The sequence below is a fragment of the Streptomyces gilvus genome (assembly GCF_022513565.1).
Taxonomy (GTDB): domain Bacteria; phylum Actinomycetota; class Actinomycetes; order Streptomycetales; family Streptomycetaceae; genus Streptomyces; species Streptomyces gilvus.
Genome location: NZ_JAKWBE010000048.1, coordinates 1 through 22,649, shown reverse-complemented (window position 1 = coordinate 22,649; position 22,649 = coordinate 1). Strand labels below are relative to the sequence as shown.

Here is a 22,649-nt window from a genome sequence, read left to right as displayed (position 1 = left end):
GCGCGGCCCGGTGCTGGTGTCGGTCCGAGTGGCTCATTCGCTACGAGGGGTTGTGGCGGGCGTCGGTCCAAGGGGCTCACTCGGTGCGCAGCGCCCTGGCGGTGTCGGTGCGGGCGGCCCAGCCGGCCGGCAGCAGGGCGCCCAGTACCGCGATGGCCAGCCCGCCGCAGCCGAGCGCGGCCAGCGCGGGTGCGTGGTAGACGGCGATGTCCGAGGCGGGCAGGGTCATGCCGATGGCGTCGCCCATGAGCGGTGTGACGTACCGGTGCAGGGCGACGCCGGCCGGGACCGCCACCGCGCCCGCGACCAGACCGATGCCGGCGACCGAGGTGACCACCATGGCGACGGTCTGGCGCGGGGCCATCCCCAGTGCCTTGAGGATGCCGAGATCGTGGACGCGGTCGCGGGTGTCGAGGACGACCGTGTTGAGCACCCCCAGGCCCGCCACCGCGACCAGCATCAGGGTGAGCGTCCCGACCAGCGCGTCCATCGTCACGATCACGTCGGACGTCCGCGCGGTGTTGGCCTGCGCGACGGCGCCGACCGGTTTCAGAGCCGCGTTGAGCGAGGTCAGGTACCGCGCCAGGTCCGTTCCCGGCTTCGTTTGCACGCCGTACTGGCCCGGCGTCGCGTCCAGCCCCAGTTCCGCGAGCGTCGAGGTCCGGGTGAGGAGTTCCATGCCCTGGTCCGCCGTGAAGAACGCCTCGCCGACGATCCGCACCGAGGCCCGCCGCCCCCGCTCCGTGAGAGTCACGGTGTCCCCGACGCGGATCCCGGCGGCCTTCAGGAACCGGGTGGTGACCACCGCCTGCCCCGGCCCGTCCAGCCAACGGCCCGAGACCATCTGCGGGGCCGCCCACGCCGTATCACCCTGGTACGCCACCACGGTGGTGGCACCGGTGACCCCGGACGCGCTCACCTCCGCCTGCGCGATGCCGTAGAAACGGCTGGTCCCGTGCTGGGCGCGGAGCGCGGCGGCGACCCCGGCCGGATCGGCCTTCGGCGCGTCGGGACCGCCGCCCGCGGGGACCGCCTCGGCACCGGGCGGCGCCTGCCCGCCGCCGGCCGTCACCACGACGGACCCGGCCGAGTCGAGCATGCGGCCCGACTGGACGGCCCCGAGCGTCAGGGCCAGCCCGACCCCGAAGGTGACGGTGGCCGCGCCGAAGGCGACGGCGGCGGCCGTCGTCGCCGAACGCGCCGGTCGGGCGAAGGGGTGCGCCAGCCCGAGCCCCACCGCCCGCGGCACCGGCAGCCGCCCCGCGAGCCGCCGCGCCAGACGTCCCCGGCCGGTACCGGGGGTACGTCCGACGGTGATCGCCTCCACGGTCCGCAGCCGCCCGGCCCGCAGCGCGGGCACCAGCGCGGCCCCGGCGACCAGCGCGAGGGCCACCCCGGGCACCGCCACGTCGATCCACACGGGAACCGAGGCCCCCGGGCCACCGAAGGCCGTACCGACATCGCCGAGCACCGGAACGGCCAGCAGATTGCCCAGCACCAGCCCGAGCGCACACCCCACGCCCGCCGGGACCAACGCCTGCCCGACATAGGCCCGTACGACCTGCGCGGGAGTGAAACCAAGGGACTTGAGGATGCCGATGCGCCGGGTCGCCGCGCCCACCGCGCCGCTGACGACGATCCCGATGACCAGAACCGACAGCAGCAGCCCGAGGACCCCGAAGGCGGCCAGGAAGGGCACGAACGCCATCGTGTTGGCGGTCTCCTGCTGCCGTACGGTCAGATAGGACCGCGATCCGCTCAGCGCGCCCTTCGGCACCGCCGCGGCGATCGCGGCCCGGTCGGCGGCGACCTGGGAGTCCGTACCGGCGTGCCGGAAGCGGTAGAGCATCTCGTACGACACCGGGCCGCCGCGCGCGCTCAACGCCTCGGCCTGCGCGGGAGTGACCCAGGCGTCCGCGGTGCCGGTCACCGACCGGGCGACGCCGACCACGGTCAGCGTGGGGCCGCCCGGCGCGGAGGGAAACGTCAGCCGGGCGCCCGGCTGCACGGGCATCCCGCCGTACGCCGCCACGATCTGTCCGGGCCGGGTGGCCCAGGCACCCGCGACGAGCCTGACCCCGTCGACGCGGCCCCCGGCGTCCGCCCGGCCGACGACGGTCAGCGGCGGCAGATCGACCCCGGCCGGAAGCGCGTCCGACGCCGAGGCGGTGCGCGGCCGCAGGGAGAGGGTCCGGAAGGGCCCGGAAGCGGCGCTCACGCCGGACACGTGGGCGGTCGCGCCCACTTGACGGGCAGTCACCTTGGTCCCGTCGAACTGGACGGTCAGATGGGCGCCTCGCTGCTGGGCGAAGGCGTGGTCGAAGGGCGCCCGGGCCGCGACGAGCAGCCCGGCGGCGAGCACGGACGCGGTGACGGCCATGAGCGTGGTGAGGATCATGACGGTGGTCTGCAGACGCCGCCGCCCGATCCCGGCCCGGACGACCTTGCCGAGGGCGCTCATCGGGTCACCGCCGGGGTGTGGGGGCGTGGTTGCGCGGAGACGACCTTGCCGAGGGCGCTCATCGGGTCACCGCCGTCGTGCGCTCGGTGTCCCGTACGACGCGGCCGTCGACCAGCTCGACGGTCCGGGTCGCGCAGGACTCCGCGAGGCGCAGGTCGTGGGTGACCAGGAGGATCGTCTGCCCGTCGGCGTTGAGCTCGGTCAGGAGCTCCCGGACGTCCTCGCCGGAGGCGGTGTCCAGCGCGCCGGTGGGTTCGTCGGCCAGCAGCAGCGCCGGACGGTTCATCAACGCCCGGGCGACGGCGACCCGTTGACGCTCCCCGCCCGACAGCCGGCCGGGATAGGCGCCCGCGTACCGGTCGATGCGCAGACGCTCCAGCAGACCGGCGGCCCGCCGTCGCGCCTCGGCCCGGGGCAGACCCGCCAACTGGGCGGGCAGCAGCACGTTGTCGGTGACCGTCAGGTCGTCCAGCAGATTGAAGAACTGGAAGACCATGCCGATCCTCGTCCGCCGGAACTCCGCCGACCTCGCCTCGCCCATCCCGTCCACCCGCAGCCCGGCGACGGTGACGCTGCCCGCGCTGGGCCGGTCGAGCCCGGCGATCAGGTTCAGCAACGTCGACTTGCCGCTGCCGGACGGCCCCAGCACGGCGACCGCCTCTCCGGCGCGCACGCTCAGGGTCACGTCGGCGAGCGCCGGCGGCCCCTCGCCGTACGTCCTGGTCGCATCACGGATGTCGATGACGGGGGCGGTCGCTGTCACGGTGCCTCCATGGGCCGGTGTTCGGGTTGGCCCGACGGTAGGGGCCGGGGCGCGGCGGCCGCGTCGCCTGTGACGGCGAGACCGGCTGCCGCTCCCGTATGACCCCGCGGCGGTGTCATCCCGGCGATGTAGGCGGGGGATGTACGAGCCGTGCGCCGCCGTCCGTCGCGGGAGGGATGTGGCCGGCTCCGGTGCTTGCCACACTGTGCGCATGGGCGGGGCTGTCGGGACGGTGCGTACGGGCGGGACCGCGGGCGTCGCGGCGGAGATCGCGGAGTGGTGGCGGACGAGGGTCTCGGCGCTGCGGGAGCGCAGCCCGCTGCCGCGTCCGTCCCGGTGGATGTGGGCGGCCGACGCGATCCTCGCCTTCGTCCTGGCGGCCTGCACGGTGATCGCCGCCCACCGGCAGGGCGGGGGCACGGTTTTCCTCCCGCCGGTCGAGGTGTCGGCCCCCTCGTCGGTACCGACCGTGCCGACCGCGCCGACCGTGCCGAACGCTCCCTTCCCACCGGCGGACCTGGCGCAGCACCTCGGTACGGTCCAGGCCTGGCAACTGGCGCTGGCGGCACTGACCGCGTTGCCCCTGGTGGTACGGCGCCGGTATCCGCTTACCGCGTTCTGGGCGGTGACCTGCGTCAGCCTGCTCTTCAACCAGCGGCTGGGCGGCGGCGACACGACCGTCTACACCTTCGTCTCCTGCGTGGTCGCCGCCTACAGCGCGGCCGTGTACAGCCCGTACCGCGGGCGCGCGCTGGCCGGCCTGGTGACCGGGGCCGCCCTGCTGGCCTTGTTCCACGACGAGAACTTCCCGTCGTTCACGCCCGGTGTCGTCCCGTTCCTCGCCCTGCTCGGGGTCGGGCTGGCCGCCAACGCCGTCCACACCTGGAAGCAGCGCCTGCGCGTCCTGCAGGAGAACCACGAGACCGCGACCAGGCTGGCCGTGGACCGCGAACGCTCCCGTATCGCCCGCGAACTCCACGACGTCGTCACCCACAACGTGAGCGTGATGGTCATCCAGGCGGGCGCGGCCCGCAAGGTGATGGACACGGCCCCGGACCGCGCCCGCGAGGCCCTGCTGGCGGTGGAGGCGGGGGGCCGCAGCGCGATGACCGAACTCCGGCAGGTGATGGGGTTGTTGACCATGGCGGCGGAGGGGGCGGGCTTGGCGGGGGGTGGGGGCTCTGGACTGGTGGGTGGTGGGGGCGGCTCTGGTCTGGTGACCGGCGAGGGGGTTGGGCCGGTGAGGGGTGTGGGGGTCGGGCGGGTGCCTGGCGAGGAGGTCGGGCGGGTGCCCCGGGAGGAGGGCAGGCCGGTGACCGATGCCGTCGTCCGGTCGGCGACAGGCGACGGAGTAGGGCCGGTGGACGGCCATGATCCTGGACTGACGGGGGACAACGACCGTGACGCCGCGGCCAGTTACGTCGCCGACGTGGGGGCCGCTGACGATGCTGAGCCGGTCACCGGCTGCGGCGGCCCCGGCCCCCTCACCCAGGCCGACCTCGCGCCGCAACCGGGCCTTGCCCAGCTGCCGGCCCTCACCGACCGTCTCCGCAAGACCGGCGTGCCCATCGAACTGACCGTCACCGGAACCCCCGTACCGCTACCCTCCGGCGTCGAGCTGGCCGCGTACCGCGTGGTGCAGGAGGGGCTGACCAACGCCGTGAAGCACGCGGCCGGCGCCCGGGTACGGGTCACCGTCGACCACGTCCCGGGCGCCCTGCACATCGAGGTGTCCGACACCGGCGGCACCGCGACGGCCCTGGCGGGCCCGGGCGCCGGCTACGGCCTGATGGGCCTGCGCGAACGCCTGGCCGTCCACGGCGGCACTCTGCAGACGGGGGAACGCCCCACCGGCGGCTTCACGGTCCGCGCGGTCCTGCCGGTCGAGGAACCGGCGTGAGCGGGCCGCCGCCGCTGCGAGTGGTGATCGCCGACGATCAGGTACTGGTCCGCACCGGCTTCAGCCTGATCCTTGCCGCGGACGGAATCGACGTCGTCGCCGAGGCCTCCGACGGCGACGAGGCGATCGACGCGGTCCGCCGCACCCGCCCCGACCTGGTCCTGATGGACGTCCGCATGCCCGGGACCGACGGCCTGGAGGCCACCCGGCGCATCCTCTCCGGCCTCGTGCCCGATCCGCCCCGCGTCCTCATCCTGACCACGTTCGACCTCGACCGCTACGTCTACGCCGCCCTCACCGCGGGAGCGAGCGGCTTCCTCCTCAAGGACGTCACCCCCGAACACCTGGTCGCCGCCGTCCGCCTCGCCCGCACGGGCGACGCGCTGCTGGCCCCGACCATCACCCGCCGCCTGATCGAACGCTTCGTCGCCCACGGCACCCCCCACACCGCCCCCCTCCACCGAGACCTCTCGGCGCTCACCCCCCGCGAACTCGAAGTCCTCCGCGCCCTCGGAAACGGCCTCAGCAACACCGAACTCGCCACCCACTTCGGCCTGAGCGAGGCCACGGTCAAAACCCACGTGACCCGAATCCTCTCCAAACTCACCCTCCGCGACCGAGCCCAGGCGGTGGTGGTGGCTTACGAGTCGGGACTGATCGTGCCGGGAGCCGGAAGGGGCACAGCGGGTCAGCAGTCGTAGCCCGGGGGTTGACGCAACCGGTTGGTTGCCATAGTGTCGCAACTAATCGGTTGCTATAGGGAGGCAGTCATGGGGTTCCCTGACCACATCGAGCGGACCATCGAGATCGCTCACCCGCCGGCCAAGGTGTGGGCGGCGCTCACCACGGCCGAGGGGCTCAGTGCCTGGTTCGGCCAGCACGCCGAGATCGACCTGCGCCCGGGCGGCAAGGCGTGGATGACATGGGACGGCGGCCACACTGCCGACATGCGGGTGGAACGGGTGGAGGAGCCGACGGTGTTCGGCTACACCTGGCGCGTGGCCGGACTGCCCGAGGACGATCCGCGTCGCACTTACGTCGAGTTCACGCTCGAACCGGTCGGCGACAGGACACGGCTGACGGTGGTCGAGTCCGGATTCGCCCAGTTGCCGGACGAGGTCCACCGCGCGGAGTACGACGATCACACCAAGGGGTGGGCGAGCGAACTCGGCGAGCTGGTCGACCACCTCGATGCGGCAGCCTGACACGGAGGCGATCGCCGAACAGGTCTTCGCCGCTCTGGCCGACCCGACCCGGCGCGCCATCCTGGCCGCGCTGGCTTCAGGAGGGCCGGCCACGGCCACGGACCTGGCCGGCCGGCTGCCGATCACCCGGCAGGCGATCGCCAAACACCTGGCCCTGCTGGCCGAGGCCGGCCTGGTGGCCCCGGAACCGGGTGAGCGGCGCCGGGTGCGCTATCGGCTGCGTTCCGCGCCGATGCAGGTGGCGCAGCAGTTCCTGGCCGCGTTGGCGCGCGACTGGGACAGCCCGCTCGAAGCGCTGAAAGATCACCTCGACGAGCAGGCGCACGGATCCGGGTGACGGAGACCGCCGTCCGCGCACCCGGCAGCGGGAGAGCTGGACGGGAGGACCGATGGTGAGCGTGGAATCCCGACGCCTGACCGCGCCGCCGATCGTGCTGGTGGCAACGCTCGGGCTCTCCGCCACATGCTGGCCGGCGGCGGCCTGGCTGATGCGCGGTATGGACATGGGGATCGAGACCGGGCCGGGACCGTTCTGGTTCTTCACCACGACGTGGCTGACGATGATGACGGCGATGATGCTGCCTGGCGCGGCCCCGGCGGTCATCCGACACGTCCGCGTGACCGGCGGAGTGCGTGGCGTGCCACGGTTCGCCGGGGCCTACCTGGCCGTCTGGGCGCTGGCGGGCATGGTGGCGTACGCGCTGGACCGGCCGCACGGGACGCGCGCCGCCGGCCTCGCCGTGATCGCGGCGGGTGCCTACGAGCTCACGCCGGTCAAACGGCACTTCCGCCGGTGCTGCCGCGAGGAGGCCGGCTCCGGGCTGAGGTACGGGCTGTACTGCGCCGGTTCGAGCATCGGTCTGATGGCGATGCTGGTGGCGCTGGACGTGATGAGCCTGTTCTGGATGTCGGTGGTCGCCGCCCTCGCCTGCGCCCAGAAGCTGCTGCCCGCGAAGGCCGCCATCGACGTTCCGTCGGCGTTGTCGATCACCGGTCTGGGACTCCTGATCGTCTTCGCGCCCTCACTGATTCCCGGACTGATGACGCAAGCGATGTAGAGGCAGAAAAGGAAGAAACAGGAAGAAATAGAAAGAAGAGACGGGAAGAAGGAAACAAGAAAGGGAGTCACGGATCATGACCACGCACAAGACGGGGACACGCGAGGAGTGGCTGGCCGCTCGCCTGGAGCTGCTGGAGGCGGAGAAGGAACTGACCCGCCGCGGCGACGAGCTGGCCCGGCGACGGCAGGAGCTGCCCTGGGTCCGGGTCGACAAGGACTACCGGTTCGAAACGGACGAGGGCACGGCGTCACTCCCCGACCTGTTCCGGGGACGTTCGCAACTGCTCGTCTACCACTTCATGTTCGGGCCCGACTACACCGCCGGATGCCCGTCCTGCTCGGCGATCGCCGACGGCTTCGACGGCTTCGCCGTCCACCTCGCCCACCACGACGTCACGCTCTGCGCGGTGTCGCGGGCCCCGCTCGCGCAACTCCAGGCGTACAAGCGCCGCATGGGCTGGAGCTTCCCGTGGGCTTCCTCCCACGGCTCCGACTTCAACTTCGACTTCGGGGTCGCGCACACCAAGGAGGAGTGGGAAGCGGGAGTCGTCGCGTACAACTTCGGCGAGGAGGACCTGCGACCGGCAACGGCCGACGACAAGAGTTCCCGCGACGCCTTCTCCGAGTCGATCGTCGGCACGGACTGGGAGACGTACCGCCGAGAAGGCCCCGGCGTGAGCGCCTTCGCTCTGCGGGACGGCACTGTCCACCACACCTACTCGGCATACGCGCGCGGGCTGGACGCCCTGTGGGGCATGTACCAGTGGCTCGACCGCGCCCCCCTCGGCCGTAACGAGACCGGCTTCTGGTGGCGCCGCCACGACGAGTACGACAGCCGGTGAGCCACGGGGCGGGGCCCGAAACCTTCGCCCCGCACCCCGCAAGCCCTCAGCTCAGGGCCACACCCTGCCGATGGGGGGGACCGGGCGAGCATGCCGCGCGCCGGCGCTCGCCCCGAACGGCGGGACCTGTTACGCGGCTTCGACTTCTTCGCTTGTGGTCGGCTCGCGCCAAGAACGCGGTCACCGGCCGGCGCTGGCCCAACCGGAGGGACGACGGGTGGCGCGGTGCGGAAACCGGCACGGCGCCACCCGATACGGCCGCCCGGCGAGTCACCTGGCGGCGTTCACCGCGCGGCTGTCAGCGGAAATCCACGTAGTAGACGTCGACTGCCGGACGGTCAGGTAGCTTCCGCTCCGCCGACAGGGGCTTGCCCTTGCAGGGCAAGCCGTCGCCCGGCAGGTTGTCCGCGTTCGCGAAGAGCTGGGCCGTGAGTTCGGTCGTGCGGAACTCCCGGCTGAACTTCCAGTCGGCTTCCTTCTGCCAGATGCCGAGGTAGGGGTTCCACAGCTCCATCCCGGACATGGCGTAGGTCGGTGCGCCGGTGTTGACGCCGCCGGGCCAGCGGAAGCAGTAGTAGGCCGCCCCTCCGTTGACGCCGAACTGCACAGCTTGGCCGGCGGTGGGCGCGATGAAGCCGATGTACGTTTGGTTGCTGTCGGCACTCGCGGCTGTTGCCGGGCCGGCCGCCGCCGTGACGGCCGCGAGCGCGCCAAGAGCGGCGACGATTCTCCTCACACGGATCACGTGTGACTCCTTTTCTCTGTTGTGGGGCCAGAGTTACCGGTGGTTACCGGCGGTAAATATGTTGCATGTTCAAGTTCTGCTTGGCAATACGCTGTCCTCACCCAACTTCCTTTCCAGCAAGGAGAGTTGACCAAGGAAGCCAGCTGGCAACAGACGCGCCTGCCCCTGCCCGGCGGCCAGGGGCAGGCCAACCGTCGAGGCCTCACCGTCATCACCTCCACACCGTCACTCCGTGCCCTCGACGGACGGTGTTGGCGGCGAAGAGAGGGACGAACCCCGGAGGGAATTCGCTGTTTACGCCGGTCAGTCGCCTGATGAGAGCGGCTGAGGCAGATCGCCGAGGCCGCAGCCCGGCTCGTCCCGCGCGCCCGCGCCACCTCCGAAAACACCGCCCCCGAAGCGGAGGCCGCGCCCGACGACGCGGAGCATCCCGGCCCGGAGTCCGTGCCGGATGGCGCTGATCCGTTGCGAGAAATTCCGGAGATCAACCCTCCGTCCGCTCACGCACCGCTCACGCAAACGGCCCCGGACGAGGAGTCCGAGGCCGACTGGAGCGCCTCCCTGGCGCCGCAGTTGCTTTGAGGGGCGACAGGTCCGCTCTCTCGGCCCGGGAGTTGATCCAATGGTTGTTTCCGCAGGTCAGCCGCCTGACTGCAGGCTAGCTGGTTCTCGCTCCGGTCGGGAACTGCTCAGCCCGGTCGCCTCCCGGCGCGCTCCCATCCGCAGACCACGGTTCCCGTACAAGGGCGGGGACGTGACCGCGTCAGTCGCCGTGGTAGAGGCGCACTGGATCGACCAGTTGGATGGCGGGGTCGTTCTCGGCGAGGTGGCGCAGTTCGTCGGTGAAGCCGGTACCGCTGTAGCACTGGAGCCGTGTGAGGTCAGTGGCGGTGCCGCGCGCGATGAGGAGTGCACGGATGTGCTGGAGACGTTCGAGGTGGCTCTTTCCCATGACGTCGTTCCATTTGGCTTCGCCGATGGCGAGCAGGGTTTCGCGGCCGCTGTCGGTCTCGCCATGGACTGCGACGTCGACTTCGTGGCTGGTCTTCGCGGCAGGATCGTTGACGGTCCCGCTGGCGACCCTTGTGACCTGCCCGCCATGGGTTGGGGCGGACGCGTGCCAGCGGGCCCATTCGCGGCAGACCTGTTCGAAGTGCGGGCCGACGACCTTGCTGCGGAAGGTGGACTGGGCGCGGCGCCAGACGGTGGGGGCGCGTCCGGGGCGTTCCAGGTCGCCCCAGGAGGGGCGCATGACCGAGTGGTAGAAGGCGATGAGAGGTTCGGCGATGCGGTAGGCGGAGCGGTTGCGGCGGAAGGCGTCGACCTCGTGGGTGATCATGCCGACGTTCTGGAGGACGCTCAGGGGGTGGGCGAGGTCGGTGGACTTGCGGCCGAGGTAGTCGGCGATGCCGCCGCGTGCGGCGTTTCCGGCGGCGATGGCGGCCAGGACGGAGTGATAGAGCGCGGTGTCGTGGAGTTCGGGTTCCTCTGCGAGTAGGTAGCGGGCCTCGCGGAAGAGTGGACGGGCGGGATTGAGGACGGCGCGGGTGACCCAGGCGTCGAAGTCGTCGGGTCCGGCGGGGATGTCGCCCTGAGTGAACTCGCGGCGGTAGGCGGGGGTGCCGCCGACGATGGCGTGGGTGAGCAGTGCGGTGCGCGGGTCGGTGATCTCCCAGAACTCGGCGGCGAGGCGGAAGTCCAGGGTGGGGACGACGAGTTCCAGGCCGGCGCGGCCGCGCAGCGGGGCGTTGCCGGCGAGGAGCCCGCCCATGAAGGACAGGGCGGAGCCACACAGCAGGAGCCGTACGGGGGTGTTGGTGTGCTGGGCGGCGGGGTCGAGGGCGCGCTGGATGATCGAGGGGAGGGCGGGGGAGGCCTTGGCGAGGAAGGGGAACTCGTCGATGACCGCTACGGTGGGGCCGCCCCTGTCGGCGATGCGCATGAGCTCGGTCACGGCCTCGTCCCAGTGGGCGAAGCGGAATGGAGTGGGCTGGTCGCGGTGGCGGGCGAGGGCTTCGCCGAACTGGCGCAGGGCGTCGGCCTCGGTGGTCTCGGTGGCGGTGAACATGAATCCACCGCTTGCCCGTGTGACGGCGTCTAGGAGGAAGGTCTTGCCCTGGCGGCGGCGACCGGAGACCACGCCGAGGGTGGCGCGCGGGCCGGGCAGGGCGGCGAAGCGGGTCAGCTCGGCCCACTCGAAGTCGCGGTCGAACATCTCGGCGGGTTTGTCCACTGCGCACCTCTGTATGGATAGGTGCGCTTATTATATCTGGACTTATTCGATCCTCGCCGCGAGCCAGGTACGTGCTGGATCGCGTCGCCATCCCCGGCGAAGTGCCCTTCGGTGTGCTCCTGATAGTGGCCCGCAGTCCATCTCGGCCAGGGATTTGCCCGCCTCGCGGTCGAGGAGGAGTCCAACGCCGGCATCCTTCAATGCCCGGGTGGCTCGGATGCTGCAGACATCATCCGTGATGATCGGGCACGATGCGGTCAGGGCGGTCGCGGCCACGGCGTGAATCCGTAGAAAACGTGTGCGGCTTTCTGGTCAACGCAAAGGCGCACAAATGCCCCATTGTTCCGTTCCCAGAATGTTCCCATCGGGCATGCAAAAGACCCTCCATGGTGTCCATGGAGGGTCGATGTAGCCTCTGACCAGGCATTTCTCTGTGCCCCCGGCAGGATTCGAACCTGCGACACCCGCTTCAGGAGTTTTCTCTGATCAAGGCTGTGACCTGCGCAAAAGCACTGCTCGACCCGTCTGTCCTGGGGAAATACCCCTCCGTGGTTCTCGCATGTTCGCGGGGTTTCCCGGCCTCATGTGTGCTGAATCCGTTCCGGTTGGCCACTGGGTTGGGTGTGGGTGCGTGAAGCGGAGCCTCATCGACAAGGACGACCGGGCGCACTTGGCGCGAGCTGCCGCTGTCGCTCAGCGGGCAAGCTGACGGATGCCCCGCTCCCGGCCCAAAGCTGTGAGCAGGTGGGCGGGAACCCGTAGCCTGGGGCCAGCAGCAGTACGCAGCCTGTTCAAGCGGAAGGGATGCCGATGACCACAGCCCCGAGCGGCGTGCCTCACCCGCCGCCCCCGTCGTCGCACCCGCTGCGGACCATCCGCGACATCCGGGAGTCCCTGCCTGAGGAGCAACGTCGGCACTTTGACGCAGAGCTCGCCGACACGGAGATCGAGGCACTGCCTGAAATGCTGCACCACTGGGTGGCGCTGAGCAACGACGGCTTCGAGGAGTTCCTGCTCTCCCGGCCATTCGAGGGGCTGGAGTTCGGCGCCCGCTCCTACGACGAGCAGACGGACGCCGAGTGATCTACCTGTTCGACACCAACGTCGTCGCCGAGCTCACGACCCGGGCGAAACCCGACCCCCGCGTCCTGTCCTGGTTCAAGTCCACGGCCCGACCCAACCGCTTCCTGAGCGTGATCACCGTGGCCGAGATCGAGGCCGGCGTTGCCGCCACGGCGGATCCCGTGCGGCAGGCCCGCTATGCCCAGGCTCTCGCCGTGGTACGGCACGACTATCGTGACCGCATCGCGCCGATCGGCGAGCCGGAAGCGGCCGCCTACCTCACGGTCCACAAGACGCTCAAGGCCGCCGGCACCAGCATTGACCCACCAGACGCCCTGATCGCTGCCACCGCCCTGGCCAACGGCTGGACAGTTGCCACACGCAACATCAAGCACATGGCTCGAACCGGCGCTCTGGTGGTCAATCCGTGGGAGCAGCAACTGTAGGTGGCCGCAGCGTCGCGTCGGTCCCCCGATGACGAGGGAGGGATCACCTGCACTGGAGACCTCGACTCTCTCCTGGCGGCGCTGGCTGTGGCCAGGTAGGGGGGAAATCCGGGGCCTCCGGCGACGCCGAGTCTGTTGTCGCCCCGGCTTCCGGCGCCGATGAGCAGGCGCTCGTCCCCCGCTGATTCGCCCCGTCGAGTCGGGGGAGGCGGCGGTGTAGCGGCCGTGTCCCCGCTGGATCCGATCCGCGGTGTCCCCGATCTGTCCCCGCACCCATGAGAACAGCCCCTCGGAAGATCGCTTCCGAGGGGCTGATCGATGCTCCGCGCCTGGTCAGACACAGTGCGCCTTCGTGACTCGCTTTCGAGTAATTGTCAAGAGTTGTGGTTCGGGTGACGCGTGATCAGGCAGCGGCGTCCTCCGAACGCTCGACCAGGACGCCGTTTTCGAACGTGGCGCCTGCGCGGACCAGGGCGACGAGGTGGGCTCCGGTGACCGCGCGCCAGCGGGCCTGGGCGGACTCGACGAGCTTGAACACCATGGCGAGGGCCGCGGCAGGGCTGCCGGCGCCGCGGGTGACCTTGGTGCGGAGCTTGACCGTGGAGAACGTCGACTCGATGGGGTTCGTGGTCCGCAGGTGGATCCAGTGCTCGGCCGGGAAGTCGTAGAACGCCAGCAGCTCGTCGCGGTCCTCGGTGATCTTCGCGACGGCCTTGGGCCACTTCGCGCCGTAGGTCTTCGCGAACGCCTCGATCGCCTTCTCGGCGTGCGCGCGGTCCTCGGCGTTGTAGATCTCCTGCATCGCCTTCGTCGCGCCCGGTTGTGCGGACTTCGGCAGGGCGTTCGTGACATTCCGGGCTTTGTGGACCCAGCATCGCTGGTGGCGGGCGGCCGGGAACACCTCCGCCAGGGCCTTCCACAGGCCCATCGCGCCGTCGCCGACGACCAGCTCGGGATCGCGCATGCCCCGGCGGCGGCAGTCGCGCAGCAGGTCGGCCCACGACTCGGTGGACTCGCGCAGGCCCTCGGCCAGGGCGATCAGTTCCTTGGTGCCGTCCAGGCGCACTCCCATCAGCACCAGGACGCAGGAGTGCGCCTGGCCGAGCCTGACCTTGGGGTGCACGCCGTCGGCCCACACGTACACGTAGTCGGACTTGGCGAGGTCGCGCTGCTGGAAGGCGGCGTGGTCGTCGCTCCACTGCTTCGTCAGCCGGGTCACGGTGGCCGGCGACAGCCCGGCCGAGCTGCCGAGGAACTGCTCCAGCGCGGGCACGAAGTCCCCCGAGGACAGTCCGTGCAGGTAGAGCAGCGGCAGTACCTCGCTGACCTTGGGCGACTTGCGGCACCACGGCGGCAGGATCTTCGAGGAGAACCGCATCCGCTCACCGGTGGCAGCGTCGACCCGCTTGTCGTTCACCCGCGGGGCCGTGACCTCGACCGGCCCGGCCGCGGTGGTCACGGTGCGGGGCCGGTGGTGGCCGTTGCGCACCACCAGGCGTCGCCCGGCCGCGTCCGTCTCGGCGGCCAACTCGGATATGTACTGGTTGACCTCGGCCTCCAGCGTGGCGGCGAGCATCCGCCGGGCACCCTCACGGACGATCTCGTCGATCAGGGAGCCGGACTCGGTCGAGCCGTCGGCATTCACTACGCTGAGCACGGGCGTGCCTTCCCGACCCGCGCTGCGAACGCGGGCCTCTACTCGGTGACTTGTAGATCACTCGGGAAGGTACGCCCTTCGCGTCCCGTCCCGAAGACCGATCCACAAGTCCTGAGCATTGCTCCTGGGCGTCAGCTGCAGCACGGTGTGGAAGGCCCTGAATCAGGCCGGGGTGCAGATGAGGGATGCGCAGGGGCGGGAGAGGTGAACCCGAACCACACTGCCACCTCAGTTCCGCAGTACTGAGCGATCGAGAAGCGCCCGACCTACGGCGGGTGGTCGGGCGCTTCTGAGGGTGGAGTTTAGCGACCCCGCGGCTCGCCAGGTCAGCGACGCTTCTCCGCGTCGAGCAGCGCCGCGACCAGGGTCTCGAAGGCCGCCACATTCTTCTGGGACTTAATGCCGAGCCGTTGTGCAGCAAGCTGCACGGTCAGTGGGCGGCTTCCTGCTCTCGCGGTCTTGTCTTCCAGCACTCCGGCTGCCCTGAGCAGCTCTTTCTGTTCTACGTCCAGGGCATCCGCCAAGGGCTTGAGGGGGTCTGACGGTATATCGAACTCCCCGTTAAGGATCTTGGCTATGTCGGCCTCGGACATGCCAGTCCGTTCAGCGAGCTTGGCCTTGCCGTCCCCTGACGAGGAGTTGACGGCATATCCAGCCCTGGTAGCTGCATCTTTCACAAAACGGGCAAACTTCTTCGCAGCGGGATCCGGACGCGTTGCCACTCGCTACCTCTTCCGTCGCAGGATGAAGCAGGATGCCACCCCGCCTGCCGTTCTGGGTAGGGCGCGTGCTTCGGGAGCACCACGGTCGCTTCTGCGCAGAGGCTGTTGAGGAACCGCGATGCGGTCGGGCGCTGAAGGGGCTCGGTCTAGACACTGGCAGGGGTGAGGGCGCGGTGTCGGAACCCGGTGGAGCGCATGCTCCCGGCCCACTACCGTTGATCCATGACGGACGATCAGCTTGTGCCGCTCGCGAGACCAAGGTCCCTTGACCCCTACAGCTCAAATACGCCGCATCTGGTCGCGATCGTGGACACTAACGTCCTGCTGACGAGCATCGACAACGACTGCCGGAACGCGGGTCGACGCTCTCGTTTGCTCCTCATGAGTGACTGTGGCGACGTGGTCCTTTACGCGGCAGATCACGTCTTAGATGAGTTGTACGAGCACCTGCCAAGGATCGCGAAGTCGAGTCCGGTTCCGCTGGACACGCTCCGGGCCTACTTTGAAGCCGAGTATCTGCCTGTACTGCGGTTCGTCACGGTGTCGGAGACCGACGCCCCCGACCCGCAAGTGCTCGCGATCACCGATCCCGACGATGTGCCGACAGGCAGGTTGGCCAAGCTCATCGCGCCGTGTGTCGTGTTCTCGGATGACATCCACTTGAAGCGCCCAGGGTTTGCCCCGAAGCGGTGGCTCGACATGGCGAAGGCAGCCGTCGACGTCACCGACGGCCACCAGGGCCAAGTCGCCCTGATGAACGCCGCTGTTCTTCCGGTCCGAGGAGTCGCCGGCCTGCTCTCCTTCGCTGGGCGGAAGGCCAACGTGTCCCCATGGATTCTCGGTGGCCTGGTCCTTGGCGCTGGCGCGCTGCTTCTCCAGAAGCCCGAACGGCGCAAGGCCGCTGCCGAGGTCGCAAACAAGATCTTCGAGGGAGTCAGCTACGAGTTCGCGGAGGCCATGGCGAAGGAACAGCGGGGAGTCGAGCAACTGCGCAAGGTCGTCCTCGGTGCCCCGTCGCAGCCGACGCTTCGTCAGAGAATCGCGATCGTCTTGGCTCGGCAGAACGAGCCGCTACTTGCTGCCGAGGTACACGACCTGATCCAGGCACGGTTCCCGGAGGGCCCGGGCGCCAGCATCAAGGACGTGCGGTGCGCACTGGACGAAGGGACGGAGTTCGTACGGGTCCAGCGTTACCGGTGGCAGCTCGGGCGTGAGGTCGCGCCGCGGGTCCTGTGAACCGGTCAATCGGCCCCGCACCAGCTATGGATGCGGCGCATTCTTTGAAGATACGGGCTTTTCCTCAGCCGGGCTGAATATGTGTGTATATCCGAGCTCTAGCGCTCAGACCTTTCTACCAGGTCCGCCACGCCAAAGGCGCCGATGAGTAGCAGTTGATCCAGTAGATCAAGTACCTGCCCACGGCCTTCGCTGGACGTGGACTGCGCATACGCTCGCACAAGAAGCTCCCCAACATGCCGCGCATCAGCCGCTGCTCGATTTTGGATGTTTCCGGCAGCGCTCCCTTGGAGCTCGATGAACCGGCGTGCGCACTGCAAAGCCAAGTCGTCAACTCGGTCAGGCGCTTCATCAATGGTGATCAGCAGCTGTGGTAGGGCCTCCTCAAAGGAGGCAGACTCTATTAGCTGCCTAAGTGGATCCTTCAAGGGGCGCAGACGACTGCCACGGACCGCGGACGCAAACTCGGCAATGGCCTTGCGAACGTTCTCTTCAGGATCATCAATCAGCTGTTCGAAGGCCCGCTGAGCGATAGCGGTATCGGTCGCGTTCGACAGCCCATGGGCACAAGCCCCGGCGGCTCCAATGCGGCTGGCTACATCTTCGCCTGATAGTATCGAATCAAGCAGCTCTGCCGAGCTCCATTGCATCGCAGCCAGAGCAGACAATTGCCCGCCGCACTGCCGCGCCTCGTAGACGTCCGATTGAAGCATACGTTCAATCACCGGTCTCACTACGCCAGGGTCCTCAAACCCAATGTGAGCCATAAGCCGGACTACAGCATGAGTGGCGAGAAGTTCGTCGCCTGCGTTGATCAACTGACCGAAGGCCCGCAATGCATCAGGACGAGCGTGTCGCATAGAAGCGTGAATCACATGCGCAACGCAAGAACGCACGGTGATGGCAGGATCCACTGCCATTGTGTCGAGAACAGGAAGTACCAGTGTCGTTCGAGAACCATCCGCATCATAGATGAGGAGGTCACCCAAAATCTCTGCCGCACTTCCCCGCGAAGAATTGATCCCTGACGTGTACAGGTCGCGGCCTTGTGTGTGCTCTTGATTTTCAGTTCGGACAGTCAAGCTGCCATCAACTGGATCAACAGAACAACTCGCGCGGTCAACAATAAGCTGGACGATATCTTGAGGAACTACCGTGAGATACCTCCGAATAGCAGATCCAAGCCACCGATTGTTTGCCTCGTGTCCGAGAGAAGCGATGTGTCGGACTGCTTCAAAAACCGGCGTGGGGTCAGCAAGGGCTTCGGCGTTGCCTAGTCCCATGAGGATTGCGTCACCATAGGCAGGGTGGACGCTTTCATCAAACCGAAGAGCTAGCCGAGAGAATCTCTCCGGATCGTTCTTCGTTTGTTCCTGAAGGACATGCGATTGCTCGTATGCACCACCAGTGTGCGTCCGCCAGTCGGTTTTCTCTGAGTTGTGTTTTGTGATGGCGCCCAACCACTGTTCATCGTTCATTCGCTCAGCAGCAGCTTGATTGATGGGAGCGCCGATGGCGCCACCCGTTATGCCCTGCGGCTCGGCTGGTTGATCGGCGCCAAACTTCCTGCGCAGTTCGCCGAGTCGACGGCGCCCTTGTTCAGACAGTCGATCTTCCTGCATCGCTGAAAGCAGATTGAACGGATACCAGCCCGTTGGCTTGGACTCCCACGGGAAACGAACTTCGAGAATCGCAGCTTCAAGCCTGGAAAATGTCTCATCAGACAGGAACTGACTCGTGCTCTGGATCAGTTCCCGCGTTTTCCATACAGCGTTTGCCGCATAGTAGCCACTAATGAATCGGCGGGTTCCCTGAAGTAGAAGCTCGACTGCCCACTCCGCGTAATGGCTGCCCGCCGCGCGCAATGCTTCGTAGAGGAGCCACTGCGCAGTGTCGTGAGGGGCAGATGCGAGGCTTTCGAGAACAGGGCGAGCCGACTCAGCGTCCTTTTCCACCAATCCACGAAGCGCCGTAGCAGCTCCAGCTAGAAGTGCGTCTTCAAGCTCATGAACGTTAGTCCGTGGGTGCCTATGAGAGAAGTGTCGATCTCTAGGAGGACGGTCCTCGCCGCCTTCATAGGCCGTCGCAGCCATCACTTGCAGCATGTACGGGACTAGGTGTTCACAGAAAAAATCGGGCGCTCCAGCTGCCGCGAGTTGCACCAGCTGAATTACGGAGTAATCCCGGTCAAGGAGTGCCTCAACCTTTCCACCGCTGCCCACGGCCATTGCGTCAGGCCGATCGACAAGGTGAGCGGCCAACAACTCCACTGCCCACTCTGGCTCATGCTTGCCGAGATCGTGAGCCGATAGCCACAGCTCATCCGTCCTTGCTGCGTAGTGACCGCTCCTCACTGCATCGAGGAGAAGTTCAAATAGCGGGCGACTACGGTAGAGGTCAGAGAATTGGGTCACCCAAAGAAGACGCTGCGGATGCTCGGGCGCAGCTTTGTGTGCCTCAAGGATCGCTGCTAGGCGATCGGGGTTGGTCTTTGCGGCGCCAACCATAATGTCGATGGCTCGCCCTTGGTCTGCTTCGTCAGGCCCAGCCAGCCACTCTTCGATTACGCCTTCAGCATCAAGGCGCTCAAACCATTCTGCGGTTTGGAGAGAGCGCCACAAGCGCTCCCCAAAAACTGGATTCCCATCCTGGACACTTTCCACCATCTGCCATTCACGGGCCGATGGCTTCGACAAGGATCCAATAATTTTGAGAGCCACATCCTTGATGTGAAACCGAATGCCAGAACTGGTTAGTAGGGCCTCCGTCTCGATGGTGAAGCGCTCTGGCTCAAGCTCTCGCAGATGGCTCATGATCTGCCGAACTTGCGCCCGTCGAAAGAGTTCTTGCTCTCCTCCCAGCAAGAACGTTACGAGTGACTCTCCGCGCTCGATCCAACCGCGGGCAAAGGCGTAGTCGAAGAACGCCTCGTGGAAGAAGGCAATTTGCTGACCATCACGAACTAGAACATGCTCCGAAACAAGGACTCCCGCATCATCGGCCAGATCATCGGCGTCAAGAGCAGTAATCGGGACGGAGAGCCGCTGTCTCGCACTGATCGCTTCGGCAAGGGTCGAAATAACCTTGTTGAAGCGAACTGTGTCACGCCTCTGACGGCAGTCGGTAAGCTTGCGCTGCCAGAAGGCATCGAAGAGATTTTTCGTAGTTTGAAACGCCATTGCGTCTTCGTCGCCGGCGATGCTCTTCAACAGTACAAGATTCAGTGGAGAGCGCAGGAGTTTCTTTTGATGGTCAGTTAGAGCGTTCGCATCCAGCCCCATTGCACGAACCGACTCTACGACTTGCTCGTCTGAGAGATCCCCAATCTCTACATGCGTACAATTCTTAGAATCGACGAGTTCACGGATCCGGTAGTCATTCTCGACATCAAATTTCCGGCACGCGAGAATGATCGTCATTGCGGGAAATGCTGACGCTTCGCGCACCAAGCTCGCAACGGCGTCAAAGTTCCTCGGCATTCTTCCTGACGCCAGACTCGCCGCGTCCAGCTGGTCCACGATCAGGACACTGGGCCGCTCCCCAGCAACCGCAGCGAGCGCGGTGACAGGCGAAACACCGAGGCCAACCCTTTCCCCGAGCTCGGTCGTAGAAGAGAAGGGTTCAAGGCGGTCAAGCCGGAAAGCTAGAAGCGGCACCGAATCCGCATCAAGAGATTCGTAGACCTGATGAAGCGCGGCACTCTTTCCGCCGCCGCCATGGCCCATCAATAGGAGAAGCTTGTCCGACCCGTTGACCAGCTCTACTAGTCGGTCCGTCTCAGAGCGTTCAATAGTCGGTCGGAGGAGCTCCCGCTCAATACTCGAACCCCACCCCTTAGAAACCGAGCTAACCTGAGCGGCAACGCCACTCGTGTTAAGAAGATGGGCTCGACTCAACCCGTAGGTTCCCAGGCGACACTCAATTGCTGCGGCATCAAGTGTGACACCCAGGTTATTTTGAACCAAGTCACCCAAGCCAACTGCTGCGAGACTTCCGGCCGCACCTTCCAAGAGCAGCTCCGCCAGCGCTCCGTTCATATTTACGATGTCTTGCTCATCTGGCCAAGAGATCCAGAAGCCCTGCAAGATTTCCCAGGATTTCTCCGCCGACCCAAAAATGTCGGAAGAGGAAAGATCATCGAAAGGGTCCCTGAGTCCCTCTGTTAGCCAATTATTAATGAAGTCCTCGTGGCTCCCCGAGCGCCTTGCGCGATCAGCAAGCTCTTGTAGGGAGCTGGCGGGCAACATGGAAACAAAATGGAAATTACGTCCATCTTCCACGTGCGAGCGAACGTTCTCCCAAATCCCTTTGCTTTGAATTGACTTGACCGTCCAGGTGTTTGCACTGCCGTTCTGTCGCTTTAGTTGGTGCACCTCCACGGTATTGCCGCAGAGATAAGTGAACTCGACTCCCTGGCTCAGATCACCAACGCCCTCGACCGTTAGAGAGTTGCCTGTACCAAGAAGCACGTAGAGAACGTGTCGAATCGTCCAGGCGCCTTCGTAGCGGTTACCGAATTTGTCAGCCTCACCTCCCGGCCGAGGACTCATGAAGCCCCTCCCCTTCACTGCATGGCAGCATCACGATTGGCACCCTTTGAGCCAAGTGCCTCAACGATAGCGCCGGGCACGAACAGGGGATGCCGTTGGCGCGCATCCCCCAGAGGCCGGACTGTCAGCAGCGAGCTGATCACGACAATTCCTCGTCCAGCACCCACACGAAGGCCACGCCGCCCTTCGGGAACGTCCAGCCTTCGTAGGCGACCTCGACACTCGGGTCTGGCCCCAGGGGCTGTTGCATGATCGGTTCTGTCCGGAACATCGGGCAGTTCGCAGTTGGGGTGGGACACCCCGGTTCGGGCGGGGGCGAACGCGGTGCAGGCACGGTCCCAGTGATCATGTGGGTGTCGAAGTCCCATGAACACTTGGTGAGTCCGTGCCTGCTTCTCCATCTTCCCTCATGTCCTTTGGGCTGGACCAACTGGCCCAGGCCGCTGCACCGGCCCCGCTGACGGACGCACCGTGTCTGTCGCAGTTCCTGGGGACGATGCCCGATCCGCGAGGTCTTCGCGGACGCCGCTACCTGATGTCCGCGCTGCTCACGGCAGCTGCGGCGAGTGTCCTGGCCGGTGCCCGCTCGCTGACCGCGATCACGGAATGGATCACGGATGCCCCGGCCTGGGCCTGCCGGCCCTCGGATTCCCCGTCGACCGGCTGACCGGCACCGTGTCCGTCCCGCACCCTCACACCCTGCGCCGCCTGATGGTCCAGCTCGACGGCGACGCCCTGGACCGCGCGATCGGCGCCTTCCCGGCCGCCCGCGCCGCCCCGGCCGGGCCTGGACTGCGGGCGATCGCGGTCGACGGGAAGGCCCTGCGCGGCTCGCGCACCGCCACGCACGTCACCCTGCTCGCCGCGATGGACCACGCCGGCAGCGTTCTTGCCCAGCGTCAGATCGCTGACAAGAGCAACGAAATCCCCGCCTTCCAGCCCCTGTTGGACAGCATCGATCTCACCGGCGCCGTGATCACCGCCGATGCCCTGCACACTCAGCACGCCCACGGCACCTACCTCCGTACCCGCGGCGCCCACTACATCGCCCAGGTCAAGGCCAACCACCCCACACTGTTCGACCGGGTCCGCCGCCTGCCCTGGCAGGAGATCGCCCTCGACCACTACGAGCGCACCCTCGCCCACCACCGCAAGGAGGTCCGACGCCTCAAGACCGCCTCATTCGCGCACATCGACTACCCCGACGCCCGCCAGGCCCTCCAAGTTGTGCGCTGGCGCAAGGACTTCACCAGTGGAAAGCTCACTATCGAGCGCGTCTACCTGATCACCAGCCTGCCGCCGGGAGGCGCGAGCGGCGCCCAGCTCGCCGCATGGATCAGACGACACTGGAAGATCGAAAATCTTCTGCACCACGTCCGGGACCGCACCTTCCGCGAGGACGACTCCAAGATCCATACCGGCAGCCTCCCGCGCGTCATGGCCGGCCTGCGCAATCTCGCCATCGGCATCCACCGCCAGGACGGTCGCACCAGCATCGCCGCCGCGCAACGTCACACCGCCCGCGACTGCCGCCGCTCCCTGACCGCCCTCGGCCTCACCGGATGAACCCGGACAGAACCGATCACGCAACGGACCCTGGGTGCCGGCTCTGGCCGGGTGACGATCGTGATCATTGCCGCTTCGTGGCCCACCTTGCGGTGGCATCCTCAACTCATGTTCCGACGCATTCGTTCCCAACTCGCCTTGCGACAACGAGAGAAGGCGAACGCAGCGATACGTAAGTTGTGCGAGGACGCCGAGTACTTG

Annotated in this window: 18 protein-coding genes; 11 read left to right on the top strand and 7 right to left on the bottom strand. The window is 67.2% G+C overall.

Annotated elements, in window-relative coordinates:
- Positions 1–76 precede the first annotated feature (76 nt).
- Positions 77–2,461, bottom strand: coding sequence for an FtsX-like permease family protein (locus MKW14_RS39110; RefSeq protein ID WP_240871278.1), 2,385 nt, complete (start codon positions 2,459–2,461; stop codon positions 77–79).
- Between the two features lie 58 nt (positions 2,462–2,519).
- A complete protein-coding gene (locus MKW14_RS39105; RefSeq protein WP_240871277.1) occupies positions 2,520–3,224 on the bottom strand; it encodes an ABC transporter ATP-binding protein in 705 nt (234 codons plus the stop codon).
- A 211-nt stretch (positions 3,225–3,435) separates the two neighbouring features.
- Between MKW14_RS39105 and MKW14_RS39100 the strand changes: the two genes are divergently transcribed.
- From MKW14_RS39100 to MKW14_RS39075, 6 genes are all read left to right on the top strand, one after another.
- Entirely contained in the window at positions 3,436–5,124 is a 1,689-nt protein-coding gene (locus MKW14_RS39100) for a sensor histidine kinase (protein WP_240871275.1), read from the top strand.
- Positions 5,121–5,825 (top strand): response regulator, encoded by a 705-nt coding sequence (locus tag MKW14_RS39095; RefSeq protein ID WP_240871274.1) that lies wholly within the window; start codon positions 5,121–5,123, stop codon positions 5,823–5,825. Before MKW14_RS39100 ends, MKW14_RS39095 begins: the two co-directional genes overlap by 4 nt.
- A gap of 69 nt (positions 5,826–5,894) precedes the next feature.
- Complete coding sequence (locus MKW14_RS39090) at positions 5,895–6,329, top strand: SRPBCC domain-containing protein (protein WP_240871273.1); 435 nt, start codon at positions 5,895–5,897, stop codon at positions 6,327–6,329.
- Positions 6,316–6,666, top strand: a complete 351-nt coding sequence (locus tag MKW14_RS39085) for an ArsR/SmtB family transcription factor (protein ID WP_240871272.1) — start codon at positions 6,316–6,318, stop codon at positions 6,664–6,666. Before MKW14_RS39090 ends, MKW14_RS39085 begins: the two co-directional genes overlap by 14 nt.
- Positions 6,667–6,718: 52 nt before the next feature.
- Entirely contained in the window at positions 6,719–7,387 is a 669-nt protein-coding gene (locus MKW14_RS39080) for a copper chaperone (RefSeq protein WP_240871271.1), read from the top strand.
- 76 nt (positions 7,388–7,463) lie between these two features.
- Positions 7,464–8,231, top strand: coding sequence for a DUF899 domain-containing protein (locus tag MKW14_RS39075; protein ID WP_240871270.1), 768 nt, complete (start codon positions 7,464–7,466; stop codon positions 8,229–8,231).
- 298 nt (positions 8,232–8,529) lie between these two features.
- On the opposite strand, the gene MKW14_RS39070 is transcribed toward MKW14_RS39075, so the two are convergent.
- Positions 8,530–8,976 carry a hypothetical protein gene (locus MKW14_RS39070; RefSeq protein WP_240871269.1) on the bottom strand — a complete coding sequence of 149 codons (447 nt, stop codon included), beginning with the start codon at positions 8,974–8,976 and terminating at the stop codon, positions 8,530–8,532.
- Between the two features lie 763 nt (positions 8,977–9,739).
- Complete coding sequence (locus MKW14_RS39065) at positions 9,740–11,191, bottom strand: AAA family ATPase (RefSeq protein WP_276623188.1); 1,452 nt, start codon at positions 11,189–11,191, stop codon at positions 9,740–9,742.
- 828 nt (positions 11,192–12,019) lie between these two features.
- Here MKW14_RS39065 and MKW14_RS39060 point away from each other — a divergent pair.
- The gene (locus tag MKW14_RS39060; protein ID WP_240871266.1) at positions 12,020–12,292 is read left to right on the top strand and encodes a hypothetical protein; all 273 of its coding nucleotides are present in this window, start codon (positions 12,020–12,022) and stop codon (positions 12,290–12,292) included.
- The gene (locus MKW14_RS39055; RefSeq protein ID WP_240871264.1) at positions 12,289–12,717 is read left to right on the top strand and encodes a type II toxin-antitoxin system VapC family toxin; all 429 of its coding nucleotides are present in this window, start codon (positions 12,289–12,291) and stop codon (positions 12,715–12,717) included. Before MKW14_RS39060 ends, MKW14_RS39055 begins: the two co-directional genes overlap by 4 nt.
- 403 nt (positions 12,718–13,120) lie before the next feature.
- Here MKW14_RS39055 and MKW14_RS39050 read toward each other — a convergent pair whose 3' ends face one another.
- Both MKW14_RS39050 and MKW14_RS39045 read right to left on the bottom strand, forming a co-directional pair.
- Positions 13,121–14,374: an IS256 family transposase gene (locus tag MKW14_RS39050; RefSeq protein WP_240871262.1), complete on the bottom strand. Its 1,254-nt coding sequence runs from the start codon at positions 14,372–14,374 to the stop codon at positions 13,121–13,123.
- 326 nt (positions 14,375–14,700) lie between these two features.
- Positions 14,701–15,096 (bottom strand): helix-turn-helix domain-containing protein, encoded by a 396-nt coding sequence (locus MKW14_RS39045; protein ID WP_240871260.1) that lies wholly within the window; start codon positions 15,094–15,096, stop codon positions 14,701–14,703.
- Between the two features lie 222 nt (positions 15,097–15,318).
- Between MKW14_RS39045 and MKW14_RS39040 the strand changes: the two genes are divergently transcribed.
- Positions 15,319–16,332: a PIN domain-containing protein gene (locus MKW14_RS39040; protein ID WP_240871259.1), complete on the top strand. Its 1,014-nt coding sequence runs from the start codon at positions 15,319–15,321 to the stop codon at positions 16,330–16,332.
- Positions 16,333–16,430: 98 nt separating this feature from the next.
- Here the strand turns inward: MKW14_RS39040 and MKW14_RS39035 are convergent, their stop codons facing one another.
- Entirely contained in the window at positions 16,431–20,882 is a 4,452-nt protein-coding gene (locus MKW14_RS39035; protein WP_240871258.1) for an NACHT domain-containing protein, read from the bottom strand.
- Positions 20,883–21,291: 409 nt separating this feature from the next.
- On the opposite strand from MKW14_RS39035, the gene MKW14_RS41430 reads away from it, so the two are divergent.
- Positions 21,292–21,549, top strand: coding sequence for a transposase family protein (locus MKW14_RS41430; RefSeq protein WP_308314679.1), 258 nt, complete (start codon positions 21,292–21,294; stop codon positions 21,547–21,549).
- Complete coding sequence (locus MKW14_RS39025) at positions 21,489–22,448, top strand: ISAs1 family transposase (RefSeq protein WP_240871257.1); 960 nt, start codon at positions 21,489–21,491, stop codon at positions 22,446–22,448. Before MKW14_RS41430 ends, MKW14_RS39025 begins: the two co-directional genes overlap by 61 nt.
- Positions 22,449–22,649 lie beyond the last annotated feature (201 nt).